Here is a 16,136-nt window from a genome sequence, read left to right on the forward strand (position 1 = left end):
TTAGTCACCGCAAACGTTTGCGATCCGATAAAAACCACAAGATTCGGAGTCATTTCCATGAAGCTGCCGTTCTCTCGCCGTCCTCTGGCCCTCGCCGTTCTGTCGTCGCTGATATTCTCCCTGCCTGTCGCCCACGCCGAGGAGGCGCCCAAGGTCGCCCTGGTGATGAAATCCCTGGCCAACGAGTTCTTCCGCACCATGGAAGACGGCGCCAAGGATTATCAGAAAACCCATGCCAGCGAATTCCAGCTGGTCGCCAACGGCATCAAGAACGAGACCGATACTGGCGAGCAGATCCGTATCGTCGAGCAGATGGTCAACTCGGGCGCCAAGGCGCTGGTTATCGCCCCGGCCGACTCCAAGGCGCTGGTATCGGCGGTGAAGAAGGCCATGGACAAAGGCGTGATCGTGATCAACATCGATAATCGCCTCGACCCCGAAACCCTCAAGAGCAAGGGCATCAGCGTGCCGTTCGTAGGCCCGGACAACCGCAAGGGTGCGCGTATGGTCGGCGACTACCTGGCCCAGCAAAAGCTCAAGGCCGGTGACCAGGTCGGCATCATCGAAGGCGTGCCGACCACCACCAATGCCCAGCAGCGCACCGCTGGTTTCAAGGACGCCATGGAAGCCGCGCAGATGAAGATCGTCTCGGTGCAATCCGGCAACTGGGAGATCGACAAGGGCAACGCCGTTGCCGCCTCGATGCTCAACGAATATCCCGATTTGAAGGCGCTGCTGGCCGGCAACGACAGCATGGCCCTGGGCGCGGTCTCGGCCGTGCGCGCCGCCGGCAAGACCGGCCAGGTGCAGGTGGTCGGCTACGACAACATCAAGGCCATCGAACCGATGCTCAAGGATGGCCGTGTGCTGGCCACCCTCGACCAGGCTGCCAGCGAGCAGGCGGTGTTCGGCATCCAAGCGGCGCTGAAGATGCTCAAGGGCGAGCAGCCCGGCGTGGATGCCGACAATGTCATCCAGACGCCAGTCAAGCTGATTACCAAATGAAGTGATTTCGCGGGAGCGTGGGAGCGGGCTTGCCCCGCGATGGTGTCGCAAGGTACAGCCTGCCCTGGCGCCTCGCGGGGCAAGCCCGCTCCCACGAAAGCCCGCCTTCTAAACGTGTCATGCTTCGTCCTAGGAGAAATGGCCATGTCAGTACCGGCCAATGAAACCGTGCTAGCCGTCAGCGGCCTGGGCAAGACCTACGCCCAGCCCGTACTCGGCGATGTCACCCTCGAGTTGCGCGGCGGCGAGGTGCTGGCCCTGACCGGCGAGAACGGCGCGGGCAAGTCGACCCTGTCCAAGCTGATCAGTGGCCTGGAGATCCCCACCACCGGGCAGATGCTCTACCGCGGCCAGCCCTACGCCCCCGGCAGCCGCGCCGAGGCCGAGCGTCTCGGCGTGCGCATGGTGATGCAGGAACTCAACCTGCTGCCGACGCTGACCGTGGCCGAGAACCTGTTCCTCGACAACCTGCCCAGCCGCCTCGGCTGGATCAGCCAGAAGCGCCTGCGCCAGCTGGCCACCGCAGCCATGGCCCAGGTCGGCCTGGATGCCATTGACCCGGACACTCCCGTCGGCGAGCTGGGCATCGGCCACCAGCAGATGGTCGAGATCGCCCGCAACCTGATCGGCGACTGCCATGTACTGATCTTCGACGAACCCACGGCCATGCTCACCGCCCGCGAGGTGGAGCTGCTGTTCACCCAGATCGAGCGCCTGCGCCAGCGCGGCGTGGCCATCGTGTATATCTCCCACCGCCTCGAAGAACTGCAGCAGGTGGCCCAGCGCATCGCCGTGCTGCGCGACGGCAAGCTGGTGTGCGCCGAGCCGATCCAGCGCTACAACAGCGAGCAACTGGTCAACCTGATGGTCGGCCGCGAGCTGGGCGAGCATATCGACCTGGGCCAGCGCACGATCGGTGCGCCACTGCTCAAGGTCGACAGGCTCAGCCGCGGCGACAAGGTCCGCGAGGTGTCGCTCGAGGTCAGGGCAGGGGAGATCTTCGGTATCTCAGGCCTGATCGGTGCCGGGCGCACCGAGCTGCTGCGCCTGATCTACGGCGCCGACCGCGCCGACAGCGGCCAGGTCGCCCTCGGCCAGCCGCCGGTACCGGTGACCATTGACTCGCCCAAGGCGGCGGTCAAGGCTGGCATTGCGCTGATTACCGAGGACCGCAAGGGCGAAGGCCTGCTGCTGAGCCAGTCGATCAGCGCCAATATTGCCCTGGGCAACCTTGGCGCCGTATCCCGTGCTGGCGTGCTCGACGCCGACGCCGAGCGTGAGCTGGCCGAGCGTCAGATCGGCGCCATGCGCATCCGCAGCGCCAGCCCCGCCCAGGCCGTGGGCGAGCTGTCCGGCGGCAACCAGCAGAAGGTGGTGATCGGCCGCTGGCTGGAGCGCGACTGCCAGGTACTGTTGTTCGACGAGCCGACCCGCGGCATCGACGTCGGTGCCAAGTTCGACATCTACGGCCTGCTCGCCGAGCTCGCCCGCCAGGGCAAGGCCCTGGTGGTGGTGTCCAGCGACCTGCGCGAGCTGATGCTGATGTGCGACCGTATCGCCGTGCTCAGCGCCGGACGCCTGATCGACACCTTCGAGCGCGATCATTGGACCCAGGACCAACTGCTTGCCGCCGCCTTCGCCGGCTACCAGAAACGTGATGCCCTGCTGCACGACGCAGCTCCCAGGATGGACGCATGAAAACCACAACAAACACCTCGGACGCCGCGCCAGTGCGCCGCAGCGGCACCTATTTCGGCCTGGGCACCTACCTGGGCCTGGCCGGTGCCTTGCTGGCGATGATCGTGCTGTTCTCGTTGCTGAGCAGCCACTTCCTGTCCTATGCCACCTTCAGCACCCTGGCCAACCAGATCCCCGACCTGATGGTGCTGGCGGTGGGCATGACCTTCGTGCTGATCATCGGCGGCATCGACCTGTCGGTCGGCTCGGTACTGGCCCTGGCGGCCTCGGCCGTCAGCGTGGCGATCCTCGGCTGGGGCTGGGGCGTGCTGCCCGCCGCCTTGCTCGGCATGGCCGTGGCGGCCTTGGCCGGCACCGTCACCGGCAGCATCACCGTGGCCTGGCGCATCCCTTCGTTCATCGTCTCGCTGGGCGTGCTGGAAATGGCCCGTGGCCTGGCGTACCAGTTCACCGATTCGCGTACCGCGTATATCGGCGATGCCTTCGCCTGGTTCTCCAACCCGATCGCCTTCGGCATTTCCCCGGCCTTCATCATCGCCTTGCTGGTGATCGTGCTGGCCCAACTGGTGCTGACCCGTACTGTGTTCGGCCGCTACCTGATCGGTATCGGCACCAACGAAGAGGCCGTGCGCCTGGCCGGTATCGACCCGCGCCCCTACAAGATCCTGGTGTTCGCCCTGATGGGTGTGCTCGCCGGTCTTGCCGCGCTGTTCCAGATCTCGCGCCTGGAGGCCGCCGACCCCAATGCCGGCTCGGGCATGGAGCTGCAGGTGATCGCTGCCGTGGTGATCGGCGGCACCAGCCTGATGGGCGGGCGCGGCTCGGTCATCAGCACCTTCTTCGGCGTGCTGATCATTTCGGTGCTGGCCGCCGGCCTGGCCCAGATCGGCGCCTCTGAGCCGACCAAACGTATCATCACCGGGGCGGTCATCGTCATCGCCGTGGTACTCGACACTTATCGCAGCCGGCGTGCGAACCGGCGGAACTGAAACCATGGCAACCATCAAAGACGTCGCGGCACTTGCAGGTATTTCCTACACCACCGTGTCCCATGTACTGAACAAGACCCGCCCGGTAAGCGAGCAGGTGCGGCTGAAGGTCGAGGCGGCGATTGCCGAGCTCGACTACGTGCCCAGCGCCGTGGCCCGTTCGCTGAAGGCACGCAGCACCGCCACCATCGGCCTGCTGGTGCCCAACAGCGTCAACCCGTATTTCGCCGAGCTGGCCCGGGGTATCGAGGACGCCTGCGAGCGCAACGGCTACTGCGTGATCCTGTGCAACTCCGATGACAACCCGCAGAAGCAGCGCAGCTACCTGCGCGTGCTGCTGGAAAAGCGCATCGACGGCCTGATCGTCGCCTCGGTGGGCGAGGACCAGGACCTGCTCGACAGCCTCAGCGGCGTGCGTACGCCGATGGTCATCGTCGACCGCGCGCTGGAAGGCGTCGAGGCCGACCTGGTGCGCATAGACCACGAGCAGGGCGCCTACCTGGCCACCCGCCACCTGCTCGAGCTCGGGCACCGCGAGATCGCCACCATCGGCGGCCCGGTGGACACCGGGGTCAGCCAGCTGCGCCTGGCCGGGTTCCGCCGGGCGATGGCCGAGGGCGGCGTGCGCGTTGCCCCGGGCCATGTGCTGCACAGCGACTTCACCAGCCTCGGCGGGCATGCCGCCGCGGCGCGCCTGCTCGATGGCGAGCGGCCCACGGCGATCTTCGCCGGCAACGACATGATTGGTTTCGGCGTGCTGCGTGCCGCTGCCGAACGCAATATCGACGTGCCCGGCGAGCTGTCGGTGATCGGTTTCGACGACATCGAACTGAGCCGCTACGTGTATCCGGCGCTGACCACGGTCGGCCAGTCGATCCGCGAGTTGGGCGAGAGCGCCGCCGGGCTGTTGCTGTCGCGCATCGTCACGCCGCGCCGCGACGGCGCTGCCGAACAGCGCATCGTCGCCCCGCGCATCGTGCTGCGCGAATCCACCGGGCCACGCCCGGACCTGTTCAACGATTACCGTTAAGGAATGCCCATGGATGCCAAGGTGGTAGTGGTCGGCAGCCTCAACATGGACCTGGTGGCCCGCGCCCAGCGCCTGCCCCGGGCAGGCGAGACCCTGACCGGCGACAGTTTCTTCACCGCGCCCGGCGGCAAGGGCGCCAACCAGGCGGTGGCCGTGGCCCGGCTGGGCGCCAGCGTGGCGATGGTCGGCAACGTCGGCGACGACGCCTACGGTCAGCAACTGCGCCAGGCGCTGCTCACCGAGGGCATCGATTGCCAGGGTGTGAGCGTGTGCCCGGGTGTGTCCAGCGGCGTGGCGCTGATCGTGGTGGATGCCGCCAGCCAGAACGCCATTGTCGTGATCCCCGGTGGCAACGGCCTGCTCAGCCCCGAGTCGGTGAGCCGTTTCGATGCACTGCTGCAGCGCGCCGAAGTGATCATCTGCCAGCTGGAGGTGCCGAGCACCACCGTGGCCTGGACCCTGGCCCGCGGCCGCGAGCTGGGCCGCACGGTGATCCTCAACCCGGCGCCGGCCAGCGGGCCGTTGCCAGCGGAGTGGTATGCCTACATCGATTACCTGATCCCCAACGAGAGCGAAGCCGAGGCCCTGGCCGGGGTGCGGGTCAACGACCAGGAAAGTGCCCGTCGCGCGGCCGAGCGGCTACGCCAGCTGGGGGCGGGGAAGGTGATCGTCACCCTTGGCGGCGATGGTGCCTTGCTGGTCGACGCCAGCGGCAGCCGGCACTTCCCGGCCCCACGGGTGCAGCCGGTGGACACCACGGCGGCCGGCGACACCTTTGTCGGCGGCTTTGCCGCTGGCCTGGCGCGGGGCTTGTCGGAAGACGAGGCGATCAGCTTCGGCCAGCGCGCCGCCGCATTGTCGGTGACCCGGGTCGGCGCGCAGCCGTCCATTCCCCTGTTGAAGGAGCTGGCGCCATGAAGAAGACGCCGCTGTTGAACATCGCCCTGTCGCGAACCATTGCCGGGCTCGGCCATGGCGACATCCTGGTGATCGGCGACGCCGGCCTGCCGGTGCCGCCAGGCGTCGAGCTGATCGACCTGGCGCTGACGCCGGGTATCCCGGATTTTGCCAGCGTGTTGCGCGTGGTACTGAGCGAGATGCAGGTCGAACGGCATGTGCTGGCCGATGAAGTGTTCCAGGCCCTGCCGCCCGGGTTGGCCGAGGTCGAACGTTTGCACGCGGACGGTGAGCTGGGCCAGCGACAGGCGCTGAGCCATGCCGACTTCAAGACCCTGTGTCGCCAGGCCCGGGCCGTGGTGCGCACCGGGGAGTGCAAGCCCTACAGCAATATTGCCCTGGTGGCTGGCGTCACTTTCTAGACCGAATGCGAGGGCTTGCACCCTCGATCGCCGGCAAGCCGGCTCCCACAGGTCGGGCGCAACCTCGGGCTGCCGCTGTGGGAGCCGGCTTGCCGGCGAAAGGGCCGCGAAGCGGCCCCTTGTGAATCCATCCCCCTAGCAACAAGGAGTGCTGAATGTCCCTCAAGAACCTGCTCCAAGGAGCCGTCCTCATGTCCGCGCTGGCCGCGACTTCCCTCATGGCCGCGCCCCGCGACCTGATCATCGACACCGACCCCGGCGCCGACGACGTCGTCGCCCTGCTGCTGGCCATGGCCTCGCCCGAGGAACTGAAGATCCGCGCCATCACCACCGTAGCCGGCAACGTGCGCCTGGAGAAGACCTCTCGCAACGCTCGCCTGGCCCGTGAGTGGGCTGGCCGCGAAGAGATCCCGGTGTACGCCGGGGCAGGGCGGCCGATGGTGCGCACGCCGATCTACGCCGCCAACGTGCACGGCGAGGAAGGCCTGACCGGCGTCCAGGTCCACGAGCCGAAAAAGCCGCTGGCCCAGGGCAACGCCGTGCAGTACCTGATCGACACCCTGAGCGCCGCCGAGCCTCACAGCATCACCGTCGCCATGCTCGGCCCACAGACCAACCTGGCCCTGGCATTGATCCAGAAGCCGGAGATCGTCAACGGCATCAAGGAAGTGGTGGTGATGGGCGGCGCCCACTTCAACGGCGGCAACATCACGCCGGCGGCGGAATTCAACCTGTTTGCCGATCCGCACGCCGCCGAGGTGGTGCTGGCCAGTGGCGTGAAACTCACCTACCTGCCGCTGGACGTCACCCACAAGGTGCTCACCAGCGACGCGCGCCTCAAGCAGCTCGCCGCGGTCAACAACAATGCCAGCAAGCTGGTGGTGGACATCCTCAACGCCTACATCAAGTTCGACATGGACAATTACGGCATGCCCGGCGGCCCGGTGCACGACGCCAGCGTCATCGCCTACCTGCTCAAGCCCGAGCTGTTCAAGGGTCGCCAGGTGCACATGGTGGTCGACAGCCGCGAAGGCCCGACCTTCGGCCAGACCATTGCCGACTGGTACGGCGTGCTCAAGCAGCCGGCCAATGTGATGTGGATCGAAGAGGGTGACGCGCAGGGCTTCTTCGACCTGCTCAGCGCCCGCCTGGCCCGATTGAAATAGTGTCGTGGTGCGCGTAGCGCTCGAACACCTGGTCGATGAAGCTACGCGCCGCCTCGCTGCCTCGGTCGCGTACCAGCAGGTCGATGGCGATCAGCAATAGCTCTTCGGGGGTTCCCGGGCTGTAGGCACTCTGACCTTCGTCCCACTTGACCTTGATATCGGCGTCGATGCTGTGGCTGCTCATGGGGCGGTTCTCGCTTGGGCCTGGATGATAGGTCGAATACCGCGTCCTGGCGTTCGAAGTGGAGGTGTTTCCTGCGCCACTTCTTGCAGTAAATCATGCCTTGGCGCAAGAGGATCTGCGACTTAGGCATAAGCCATGCGTTTGGTCGAACCTGCGGTTCGGTGCAAAATCCGGTGACGATTGCGTTTCGCATCCACTGGCTGCGTCAGGCAGAATCTTGCGGTTTTGCAACAAACAGTTAGAAGAACTGTCGCATAAGGCAGTTCCCGGATCGATTTAGGAGGATTCATGTTCCGTACCCGCGCTACCCTGGCGACCCTGCTGGTGGCTACCGTCCTGGCAGGTTGCAGCACCGGTGGCTCTTCGGGCGCCAGTGCCCCTGCCGCCCCGGCCGGCAATGACGGCCGCTGCGAAGCCAGTGGCGCCGATTTCACCGTCGGCAAGCCGGCCAGCGCCGAGCTGTTGGAGCAGGCGCGCAAGGCCAGCGGCTCGCAGATGGCACGCATCCTCAAGCCGCACGATGTGATCACCCTGGAATACCGCTCCGAGCGATTGAACCTGAATGTCGATGACAAGGGTGTGGTGACCCGCGTCAACTGCGGCTGATTGCCCGCACGCTGTCACCTGGCGCACCTGGCGCGGGCCGGCCCGCGCCTTCCCACGCTTATTCCACGCTTGCCGGTTCGCGCCGTTCCTCGCGAGTGAACAACCCCTCTCCCAAGGCGCGTGCGGCTCGCAGATGCCGTGCCGGATCCTGTCCTTCGCTGTCGTCCAGCAACGTCGAACTCAATACTTGAGCGCCGCAGTAATCGAAGATGCCGTGCTCGATCTGCACGCGCATGGCCTCGCCGTAGCCGTGGCGCTCGAAGGTGCCGGCATCGGCCCCGGCAACGCCGATCAGGTGCGCGGTCAAACCGTGCAGGCGCTTCGTGGTACTACCGTCTGCGGCCTGGTAGAAGGCCCAGCCATTGCTGAACACACGCTCGACCCAGCCCTTGAGCAGGGCCGGTAGCGACCACCAGTAGATGGGATAGACCAGCACCAGGGTGTCGGCGCGTTCGATGCGCGCCTGCTCGGCCAGCACATCGGCCGGCGGCGGCCCCAGGCGGCGGTGCACGGCGTGGTCGGCGAGGCTGAAACGGGGGTCGAAACCTTCACGGGCCAGGTCGGCGAACTCGCTGGTGTGACCGGCCGCGCGCAACCCTTCGGCAACCTGTTGGGCAAGGGCATGGGTGAGGGAGTCGGTGTCGTGGTGACCGATGACGATCAGGGCATGCATGGCAGAATCTCCAGAATCAGGATGCGGGGGCTTCGGGAGCGTTATATACTCCCAGTAAGTTACTCTTAGTAAGTTACTTTTGGTAGGTAATCGATGTCAAGCGAGGAAAAGACCGCGCCGCGCAAACGCCTGTCCCGCGAGGAGCGTCGCCGGCAGCTGCTGGATGTGGCCTGGCAGCTGGTGCGCGAAGAAGGCACCGATGCCCTGAGCCTGGGGCGTTTGGCCGAGCAGGCCGGGGTGACCAAGCCGGTGGTGTATGACCACTTCGAAACCCGCAACGGATTGCTGTTGGCGCTGTACCAGGAGTACGACGCACGCCAGACGGCGATGCTCGACACGGCTCTGGCCGGTTGTCCGGCGGACCTGCCGGGGCGGGCCTGGGTAATCGCCGAGGCCTATGTGGATTGCGTGGCGACCCAAGGGCGCGAGATCCCCGGTGTCAGTGCGGCATTGGCCGGCTCGCCGGAGCTCGAGGCGCTCAAGCGCGGCTATGAAGGGCCTTTCATGGACAAATGCCGGGAAGCCTTGGCGCCGTTCGCGCCGACCGGCGATATCGGCGTGGCCGGCCTGTGGGTGCTGGTGGGGGCAGCGGAGGCGCTGTCCCTGGCGGCGGCGGCCGGCGAATTGGCCGGCGAGGCCGCCAAGCGCGAATTGCAGGCAACCATCGTGGCGATGGTCCTGCGTCAGTAGCTGCCGGCGCGGCGCAGGCCAGCAGTCAAGCCGGCAGGCTCTGGTACGTCTGTTCCTCGCCTGGGCTGCGGGCGAACTGGCGCTTGTACTCGCGGCTGAACTGCGAGGTGCTCTGGTAGCCGACGCGATGCGCAACCTGGGCCACGCCTAGCCCTTCGCCGATCAGCATCTGTTGCGCCTTGAGCAGGCGCAGGCGCTTGAGGTACTGCATCGGCGCGAGGTCGGTGCAGCGCTTGAAATGCTCATGGAAGGTCGACACGCTCATGTTCGCCCGGCCGGCCAGCTCATCCACCCCCAGCGGCTCGGCGTAGTGCTCGCGCAGGTAGGCCAGGGCCGAGGCGATCCGGGCAAAATGTCCCTGTTGTTCGACCAGTGCCCGCAGCACCCCGGCCTGGGGGCCGCGCAGCGCGGTGTAGAGCACCTCGCGCACTCGCGCCGGCCCCAGCACCCTGGCGTCCAGCGGGTCCTGCAGGCACCGCAGCAGGCGCTCGACACTCTCGCGCATGGCCGTGTCCAACGACGCCGAGGTCATAGACTGCGGGGTCTGTACCTGAACCGCGGCATCCGGCCCCAGGTTCATCGCTTGCACCAGCTCGCCGAGCATGGCGCGATCGATGTCCACCGCCACGCCCAGCAGTGGCGCCTGGGGTGTGGCGAAGGTTTCGCAGAGGAAGGGCACCGACAGCGCCTGCACCAGGTAATGCCCGGCGCCGTACTCCAGGGTGCGCGGGCCCAGGCGCGCCAGCTTGCTGCCCTGGGCGACGATGATCAGGCTGGGTTCGTAGATCTGCGGGCTGCTGGCCACGTAGTGGTCCCAGGTCAGGACCTGGACCTGGGGCAGTGCGGTGGGCACGAACCCGGGGCGCGTGGCGAGGCTGCGGATCAGTGAGCAGAGCGTGGCATTGGCATCCACGTGGCAAGTCAGGTGCATGGCGAAACCGGGCAGAGAATCGGACAATGTCATCTTCGCAGATTAGCTGGCTGGCGCCAGAGGGGAGCGGGCAGGTCCGGAGAATCAGGCATGCATGCCGGAGAATCGGCCGTGGCCGGGGCAGGCCAGGCTGCGCAAAATGCGCCGCCTGAACCGTTTCACCTGAGAGAGGTCCGCATGTACACCGCCATCGGCTACGCCGCCCAGTCCCCCACCAGCCCCCTGGCCCCCATGAGCTTCCAGCGTCGCAGCCCGCGGGCCGACGATGTCGCCATCGAGATCCTCTACTGTGGCGTGTGTCACTCCGATATCCATCAGGCCCGCAACGAGTGGGGCATCGCCGTCTATCCGCTGATGCCGGGCCACGAGATCGTCGGTCGGGTCACCGCGGTTGGCGCGCAGGTCAGCCGCTACCAGGTGGGCGATCTGGTCGGGGTCGGCTGCATGGTCGATGCCTGCCGTCACTGCGAAGCCTGCCAACAGGGCGTCGAGCAATACTGCCTGGAAGGCCCGACCATGACCTACGCCACCCCCGACCGGGTCGATGGCAGCAATACCATGGGCGGCTACTCGAGCAGCATCGTGGTCAGCGAGGATTTCGTCCTGCGCATTCCCCAAGGCCTCGACCTGGCCAGCGCGGCGCCGATCCTCTGCGCCGGCATCACCACCTACTCGCCGCTCAAGCACCATGGCGTTGGCCCGGAGCACAAAGTCGGCGTGCTGGGCATGGGCGGGCTGGGCCACATGGGCATCAAGTTAGCCAAGGCCCTGGGGGCGCATGTCACGCTGTTCACCCGTTCGGCGGCCAAGGCCGAGGAGGCCCGGCGCCAGGGGGCAGATGAAGTGATCGTTTCCACCGACGCCGAACAGATGCTCGCCGCGGCCGGCCGCTTCGACTTCCTGCTCGACACCATCCCGGTCCAGCACGACCTCAACCCCTACCTCGAAACCTTGAGGTTCGACGGCGTGCATATCCTGGTCGGCTTGATCGAGCCGGTCGAGCCGCCGTTGCATGCGGCCAACCTGGTGATGAAGCGCCGAGTGCTGGCCGGCTCGTTGATCGGTGGCATCGCAGAAACCCAGGAGGTGCTCGACTTCTGCGCCGAGCACGGAATCAGCTGCGATATCGAGATGCTCGACATCCGCAACATCAACCAGGCCTATGAGCGGATGATCGCGGGTGATGTAAAATACCGTTTCGTCATCGACATGGCCACGCTGAAGGCCTGAGTCGACGCGGCTCGTTACCTGAGGGGCGCCGCATATGCCTGGCGCAGGTCGACGCCCCAACCATCGAGCACGGCCTTGACGTTGTCGGCCGTCATCACCTGGCGGTCGTTCTCAAGCGGCACGCCAGTGCCTGCGAGCATCGCCTCGCCCACCACCCTCCCGCTGGTGCCGGCTTCGAACGACAGTTCGGTGGCGATCTCGCTGTCCCGGTCGCGCATCCCCACGGCACTGCTTACTCCAGCCGCGACCAGGGTGATCGGCAGCCACTCGTAGTAGCGCAGGCTTTGCGCGTCGGCGCTGATACGGGTAATGGCGGGCCTGACCACCAGCGTGTTCGGGCCAGGGGCATCCACTACCGTCATCACCTTGCCTATTTCCTCGCGCAGAACCGCGTCGTAATAGTCGGTGATCGAGGCGAGGGTAGCCTGGGGAATACGCGGGCTCGGTTCGGGTGCCGGGTAGAAGCGGCTGGGCGCCAGGTAGACCTCGATGTAGCGCCCCCGTGGCCATTTAGGGTCGGCCCAGCTCAGTAGGGTACCGCCAGACGGCGCCTGGTGCGGGGTGAGCAGGGCGTAGTCCTTGAGAAACCCGGCCGGGGCCGGCTTGTGGCTGCTGCAAGCCGATAAGCTTAGCGTGCTGGTCAGCATGACCGTCAGCAGATGCCGCTGACTCATGGGCGGCGCTCCTCTTGCGCGGCGGCCTGCCAAGCCTGGGGCGGGGGCGCGTCCTGCGAAGCCTGGATCTGCAACTTGCCATGCGCCATCAGCCAGTGGACCAGCTCACGGATGGGCACGGTATGGCTGTATTCGACCCATTCGCCACAGCCCGGATCGTAATGCTCGAAGTAGCGCCGCAGGATGATGTAGCCCAGGTTGTCCGCCAGGCTCAGGCTCTCTTGCTGCACGATCAGTGAGCCCGTCTGGCCGCGGCTGGTGTGGCGCTGGCTGAGGATCAGGGGGGCGGAACCTTCTTGAACGTCGGTGCTGTTGCGGCTGTCGGCTATCTTCATGGGGAGCCCTCGGCGAGTGGAAGGCCCGCAGGGTGCAGGGCAATGTTTGCCAGGTGATGTCCGAATCGTGTCGGGGGTGACGAAATGTTGCCCGATTGAAATAAATGACCCGGGCGCCGCAATGGTTTTAGATACGCCTTTTATCCGGACCTGTACCACCGTGAGCAGACTGCTGATCGTCGATGACGATGTGGAAATCCTCGCCCTGCTTAAGCAATTCTTCGTCCAGCAGGGGTATGAGGTGGACCTGGCCGCCGAAGGCCAGGCGATGTGGGCGGCCATCGAGCGCCAGCGCCCGGACGCGATTATCCTCGACCTGATGCTGCCGGGCGAGGGCGGTCTGAGTCTGTGCCAGAAGCTGCGTGCGCAGGTCGGAGTGCCGGTCATCATGCTCACCGCCATGGCCGAGCTGAGCGACCGTATCATCGGCCTGGAACTGGGCGCCGACGACTACCTGACCAAACCTTTCGATCCGCGTGAACTGCTGGCCCGCCTGCGCGCCGTGCAGCGCCGTGTCGGCGAGCAGGCTTCGCGCGGCGAGGCGGCCAGGCCGGTGATCGGTTTCGCCGGTTGGCACCTGGACGTCACATGCCGCGAGCTGCGTTCGCCCGAGCAGGTGATGATCCCGCTGTCCGGCGCGGAGTTCGACCTGCTGGTGGTGTTCCTCGAACATCCCCAGCGCATCCTTACCCGCGAGCAGTTGATCGACCTGACCCGTGGCCAGGGCCATGACGCCTATGACCGCAGCATCGATGTGCAGGTCAGCCGGCTGCGGCGCAAGATCGAGCCCGACAGCAAGCGCCCGGATCTGATTCGCACCGTGCGCAATGGCGGCTACCTGTTCACCGCCAAGGTCAGCCGCTCGTGATCCGTCGCCTGCTGGGCCGCGATACCTTGCGTAAACGGATTGCCCTGACCATCTTCGTCGCGTTGCTGGCCTCGTTGGCGCTCAATGCCTTGTTCGTCCAGCTGGCGGGTAGCTGGGCGCGCCCGCCCATCGACCGCACCGGCCTGCTCGAACAGATCGCCGTCATCACGCGGGTGATCGAGCGCGCACCGCCGGCGCTGCGCAGCAAACTGGCCCTGGCGGCGAGCACGCCGACTCTGCAGGTGACCTGGAGCACCCAGCGCAGCGATTTCGGCCTACCCGGTCCTGGCGTGCAGTTTACCTCCGGTCAGGTACCGGCGATGGGGCAGTTGCTGGGGCCGGCACGCGTCATCGAGGTCTACAACCCCGACGACTGGCCCAAGGGCAGCCCCGAGGCTCACTATGTTGCGCTGGTCGCCCTGGCTGATGACAGCTGGTTGTTGTTCGTGCCGCCGGAGCGCAGTTGGGGCCTGAGCGTAACGGCGCGCCTGGCGGTGGTGATCGGCCTGGGGCTGGTGGCGACCTTGTTGGTGGCCTGGCTCGCCACTCGTCAGCTAGCCGCTCCCTTGCAGCGTTTTGCCAGCGCGGCGCGACGTTTCGGTGGCGATCTGCAGGCCCCTCCCATCGACATCGAAGGGCCCGAGGAGATCCGCCAGGCGATCATCGCCTTCAATACCATGCAGGCGCAGATCCAGCACTTCATTCGCGAGCGTACCCACATGCTGGCGGCCATCTCCCACGACCTGCGCGCTCCGCTGACACGCATGCGCCTGCGCAGCGAGTTCATGGAAGACCTGGACCACAAGCACAAGCTGATCCGCGATGTGGAAGAGATGCAGAGCATGATCAACGAAGCACTGGCGTTCTTTCGCGAAGGCACGCAGCTGGAGCAGCGCACGGCCTACGACCTGTCGGAGCTGTTGCAGACCCTGGTCGACGACTACCGCGACCAGCAGCTCGCCGTCACCTTCAAGGGCCCGGCGCACCTGGTGCATGACGGCCGTCCGCTGGCGACCAAGCGGGTGATCGTCAACCTGCTGGAAAACGCCATGAAGTATGCCCGTGATCCGCAGATCACCCTGAGCCATGCCGGGCACCTCATCGTCATCGAAGTAAGCGACCGCGGGCCGGGCATCCCCGAAGAGGCCTTGCAGCGGGTGTTCGATCCGTTCTACCGGCTGGAAGGATCGCGCAACCGCGACACCGGCGGCGTCGGCCTGGGGCTCTCGGCCGCCCGTGCCAGCGTGCGCGAGCAAGGCGGCGAGCTGACCCTGCGCAATCGCGTGGGCGGCGGGTTGGTGGCCCGGGTCGAACTGCCCGATGGGTGCTGAGCGGGTCAGTACACCCACACCTCGACGCGGCGATTGCGCAGGCGCCCCTGCTGCAGATCGTTGTCGGCTACCGGCAACTCGTCGCCCATGCCCGTCACGTCCCTGGCCTGGACCCCGGCCCTGGCCAATTCGCGACGTACCGCCATGGCCCGCAGCCGCGACAGCAGGGCGGCGCGGCCGGGTGTTTCCTTGGGGTCGCCGAAGCCCACCAGCACCACCTTGCCCTGCAGCTTGCCGGCCTGACGCAGGTAGTCGCCGACCCGTTGCACATCGCGCAGGGCCTTGTTGTCGAGGCTGGCGCTGCCTTCCTGGAAACGGAAGTTGACGCTCAGGCGTTGCGCTTCGCTGGCCAGTGCCCGGTAGCGCGGCGGCATGCCGGCCTGGGCCGGTACCGGCTGTGGCTTGATCTGCTGGGAGACGAACCCCTGGTCGGCGACGATCGCCTGTCCGGCGGGGCTCTGGGCGAATTCCGCCAGGGCCCTGGCCTGGGGCGTGGCGTGGGTGGGCAGGTAGAAAAACAGGCGACGCGACAGCGGGTAGTCTTCGCTGGCCACCAAGGCGCGGCTGGGGAGCAGGGCAGGCGCGTCACCCTCGGCCACCGCCAGCACCTTGGTCTGATGGACCGTGCCCAGGCCGCTGAAGCCGATGGCCTGGCGGTCGGCCATGACCTGGGCGGCCAGCGCATCGGCTGATTCGAAGCGACGCGCCTGGGGGGCCAGCGCCTGGTTGTGCGGGGCAAGCACCAGGGCATTGAAGGTCTCGAAGGTGCCGGAGCGGTCGTCGCGGGCATACAGGTGGATCGCCCCGCCGGGCACGCCCAGCTGCTCCCAGCGCTGCAACTGCCCGGAAAACACCTGCGCCAATTGCGTGGTGGTCAGTTGCGCGAGGGGGTTGTCCGGATGGGTGATCACCGCCACGCCATCCAGGGCGATGACCTGCTCCGAGCCCGCGCCGCGCAGGTTGCCCAGGGCCTGCAACTGTTGCAGCTCGCTGTCACTGATCGGTCGCGAGGCCGCGGCCAGGTCCGCTTCGCCCCGGGCCAACGCGGCGAAACCGGTGCTGGTGCCGTGGGCGGCGATGTCGATGTGCAAGGGCAGGCCGTTGCGATCGACAGCGTGAAGCGTGGTCTCGTTGGCGGAGACACCAGGCTGGCGCTCGATGGCGCTTGCGCCCTGCGCTTGCAACAGGCCCCGCACCAAGGCTGGGCCAAGCGCGGCGCCGATGGTGTTGGAGCCCTGGATACGCAGTTGCGCCGGCTCGGCGCAAGCCAGGCTCGCAAGCAGGCACAGCAGTAGGGGAAGCAGGCGAGGCATGCCGGAGACCTGTGGCACCGAGTTGCACCGCAGATTACGACAGAGATCTGACTGAAAGATGACAGCGCTGTTTTGGCCAGATGCAGCCTGGGAG

18 protein-coding genes are annotated in these 16,136 nt (G+C 66.5%); 12 read left to right on the plus strand and 6 right to left on the minus strand.

What is annotated here, in order from left to right:
- The first annotated feature begins 57 nt into the window (after window positions 1-57).
- The 7 genes from C3F42_RS28160 to C3F42_RS28190 all read left to right on the plus strand — a co-directional run bounded on the left by C3F42_RS28160 (window position 58) and on the right by C3F42_RS28190 (window position 7,207).
- Entirely contained in the window at window positions 58-1,005 is a 948-nt protein-coding gene (locus C3F42_RS28160; RefSeq protein ID WP_104445178.1) for a sugar ABC transporter substrate-binding protein, read from the plus strand.
- Window positions 1,006-1,149: 144 nt separating this feature from the next.
- Window positions 1,150-2,703 carry a sugar ABC transporter ATP-binding protein gene (locus tag C3F42_RS28165; RefSeq protein ID WP_104445179.1) on the plus strand — a complete coding sequence of 518 codons (1,554 nt, stop codon included), beginning with the start codon at window positions 1,150-1,152 and terminating at the stop codon, window positions 2,701-2,703.
- Window positions 2,700-3,692 carry an ABC transporter permease gene (locus tag C3F42_RS28170; RefSeq protein WP_038706376.1) on the plus strand — a complete coding sequence of 331 codons (993 nt, stop codon included), beginning with the start codon at window positions 2,700-2,702 and terminating at the stop codon, window positions 3,690-3,692. Before C3F42_RS28165 ends, C3F42_RS28170 begins: the two co-directional genes overlap by 4 nt.
- A 4-nt stretch (window positions 3,693-3,696) precedes the next feature.
- A complete protein-coding gene (locus C3F42_RS28175) occupies window positions 3,697-4,722 on the plus strand; it encodes a LacI family DNA-binding transcriptional regulator (RefSeq protein ID WP_038706375.1) in 1,026 nt (341 codons plus the stop codon).
- A 9-nt stretch (window positions 4,723-4,731) separates the two neighbouring features.
- A complete protein-coding gene (gene rbsK / locus C3F42_RS28180; protein WP_094011406.1) occupies window positions 4,732-5,640 on the plus strand; it encodes a ribokinase in 909 nt (302 codons plus the stop codon).
- Window positions 5,637-6,041, plus strand: coding sequence for a D-ribose pyranase (gene rbsD, locus C3F42_RS28185; RefSeq protein WP_094011407.1), 405 nt, complete (start codon window positions 5,637-5,639; stop codon window positions 6,039-6,041). The genes rbsK and rbsD overlap by 4 nt, the downstream gene beginning before the upstream one ends.
- Window positions 6,042-6,196: 155 nt before the next feature.
- A complete protein-coding gene (locus C3F42_RS28190; protein WP_046855160.1) occupies window positions 6,197-7,207 on the plus strand; it encodes a nucleoside hydrolase in 1,011 nt (336 codons plus the stop codon).
- Here C3F42_RS28190 and C3F42_RS28195 read toward each other — a convergent pair.
- The gene (locus C3F42_RS28195) at window positions 7,179-7,391 is read right to left on the minus strand and encodes a hypothetical protein (RefSeq protein ID WP_023632517.1); all 213 of its coding nucleotides are present in this window, start codon (window positions 7,389-7,391) and stop codon (window positions 7,179-7,181) included. The two genes, C3F42_RS28190 and C3F42_RS28195, sit on opposite strands and share 29 nt — an antisense overlap.
- Before the next feature lie 288 nt (window positions 7,392-7,679).
- On the opposite strand from C3F42_RS28195, the gene C3F42_RS28200 reads away from it, so the two are divergent.
- Window positions 7,680-7,997 (plus strand): I78 family peptidase inhibitor, encoded by a 318-nt coding sequence (locus tag C3F42_RS28200; RefSeq protein ID WP_023632516.1) that lies wholly within the window; start codon window positions 7,680-7,682, stop codon window positions 7,995-7,997.
- Between the two features lie 58 nt (window positions 7,998-8,055).
- Here the strand turns inward: C3F42_RS28200 and C3F42_RS28205 are convergent, their stop codons facing one another.
- Window positions 8,056-8,670 (minus strand): NAD(P)H-dependent oxidoreductase, encoded by a 615-nt coding sequence (locus C3F42_RS28205; protein ID WP_104445180.1) that lies wholly within the window; start codon window positions 8,668-8,670, stop codon window positions 8,056-8,058.
- Window positions 8,671-8,763: 93 nt separating this feature from the next.
- On the opposite strand from C3F42_RS28205, the gene C3F42_RS28210 reads away from it, so the two are divergent.
- Window positions 8,764-9,360 carry a TetR/AcrR family transcriptional regulator gene (locus C3F42_RS28210; RefSeq protein ID WP_094011409.1) on the plus strand — a complete coding sequence of 199 codons (597 nt, stop codon included), beginning with the start codon at window positions 8,764-8,766 and terminating at the stop codon, window positions 9,358-9,360.
- Window positions 9,361-9,385: 25 nt separating this feature from the next.
- On the opposite strand, the gene C3F42_RS28215 is transcribed toward C3F42_RS28210, so the two are convergent.
- The gene (locus C3F42_RS28215; RefSeq protein WP_104445181.1) at window positions 9,386-10,291 is read right to left on the minus strand and encodes an AraC family transcriptional regulator; all 906 of its coding nucleotides are present in this window, start codon (window positions 10,289-10,291) and stop codon (window positions 9,386-9,388) included.
- A 177-nt stretch (window positions 10,292-10,468) separates the two neighbouring features.
- Here C3F42_RS28215 and C3F42_RS28220 point away from each other — a divergent pair, with 177 nt between their 5' ends.
- Window positions 10,469-11,521, plus strand: coding sequence for an NAD(P)-dependent alcohol dehydrogenase (locus C3F42_RS28220; protein WP_104445347.1), 1,053 nt, complete (start codon window positions 10,469-10,471; stop codon window positions 11,519-11,521).
- A gap of 14 nt (window positions 11,522-11,535) precedes the next feature.
- Here C3F42_RS28220 and C3F42_RS28225 read toward each other — a convergent pair whose 3' ends face one another.
- Both C3F42_RS28225 and C3F42_RS28230 read right to left on the minus strand, forming a co-directional pair.
- Complete coding sequence (locus C3F42_RS28225; protein ID WP_094011412.1) at window positions 11,536-12,195, minus strand: DUF3313 domain-containing protein; 660 nt, start codon at window positions 12,193-12,195, stop codon at window positions 11,536-11,538.
- Window positions 12,192-12,530, minus strand: coding sequence for a hypothetical protein (locus tag C3F42_RS28230; RefSeq protein ID WP_023632737.1), 339 nt, complete (start codon window positions 12,528-12,530; stop codon window positions 12,192-12,194). Before C3F42_RS28230 ends, C3F42_RS28225 begins: the two co-directional genes overlap by 4 nt.
- Window positions 12,531-12,651: 121 nt before the next feature.
- On the opposite strand from C3F42_RS28230, the gene C3F42_RS28235 reads away from it, so the two are divergent.
- The gene (locus tag C3F42_RS28235; RefSeq protein ID WP_052062214.1) at window positions 12,652-13,398 is read left to right on the plus strand and encodes a response regulator; all 747 of its coding nucleotides are present in this window, start codon (window positions 12,652-12,654) and stop codon (window positions 13,396-13,398) included.
- The gene (locus C3F42_RS28240) at window positions 13,395-14,729 is read left to right on the plus strand and encodes an ATP-binding protein (RefSeq protein WP_104445182.1); all 1,335 of its coding nucleotides are present in this window, start codon (window positions 13,395-13,397) and stop codon (window positions 14,727-14,729) included. The genes C3F42_RS28235 and C3F42_RS28240 overlap by 4 nt, the downstream gene beginning before the upstream one ends.
- Window positions 14,730-14,734: 5 nt before the next feature.
- Here C3F42_RS28240 and C3F42_RS28245 read toward each other — a convergent pair whose 3' ends face one another.
- Complete coding sequence (locus C3F42_RS28245) at window positions 14,735-16,042, minus strand: substrate-binding domain-containing protein (RefSeq protein WP_104445183.1); 1,308 nt, start codon at window positions 16,040-16,042, stop codon at window positions 14,735-14,737.
- Window positions 16,043-16,136: the final 94 nt, after the last annotated feature.

The sequence above is a fragment of the Pseudomonas sp. PONIH3 genome, assembly GCF_002934345.1.
Taxonomy (GTDB): Bacteria; Pseudomonadota; Gammaproteobacteria; order Pseudomonadales; family Pseudomonadaceae; genus Aquipseudomonas; species Aquipseudomonas soli.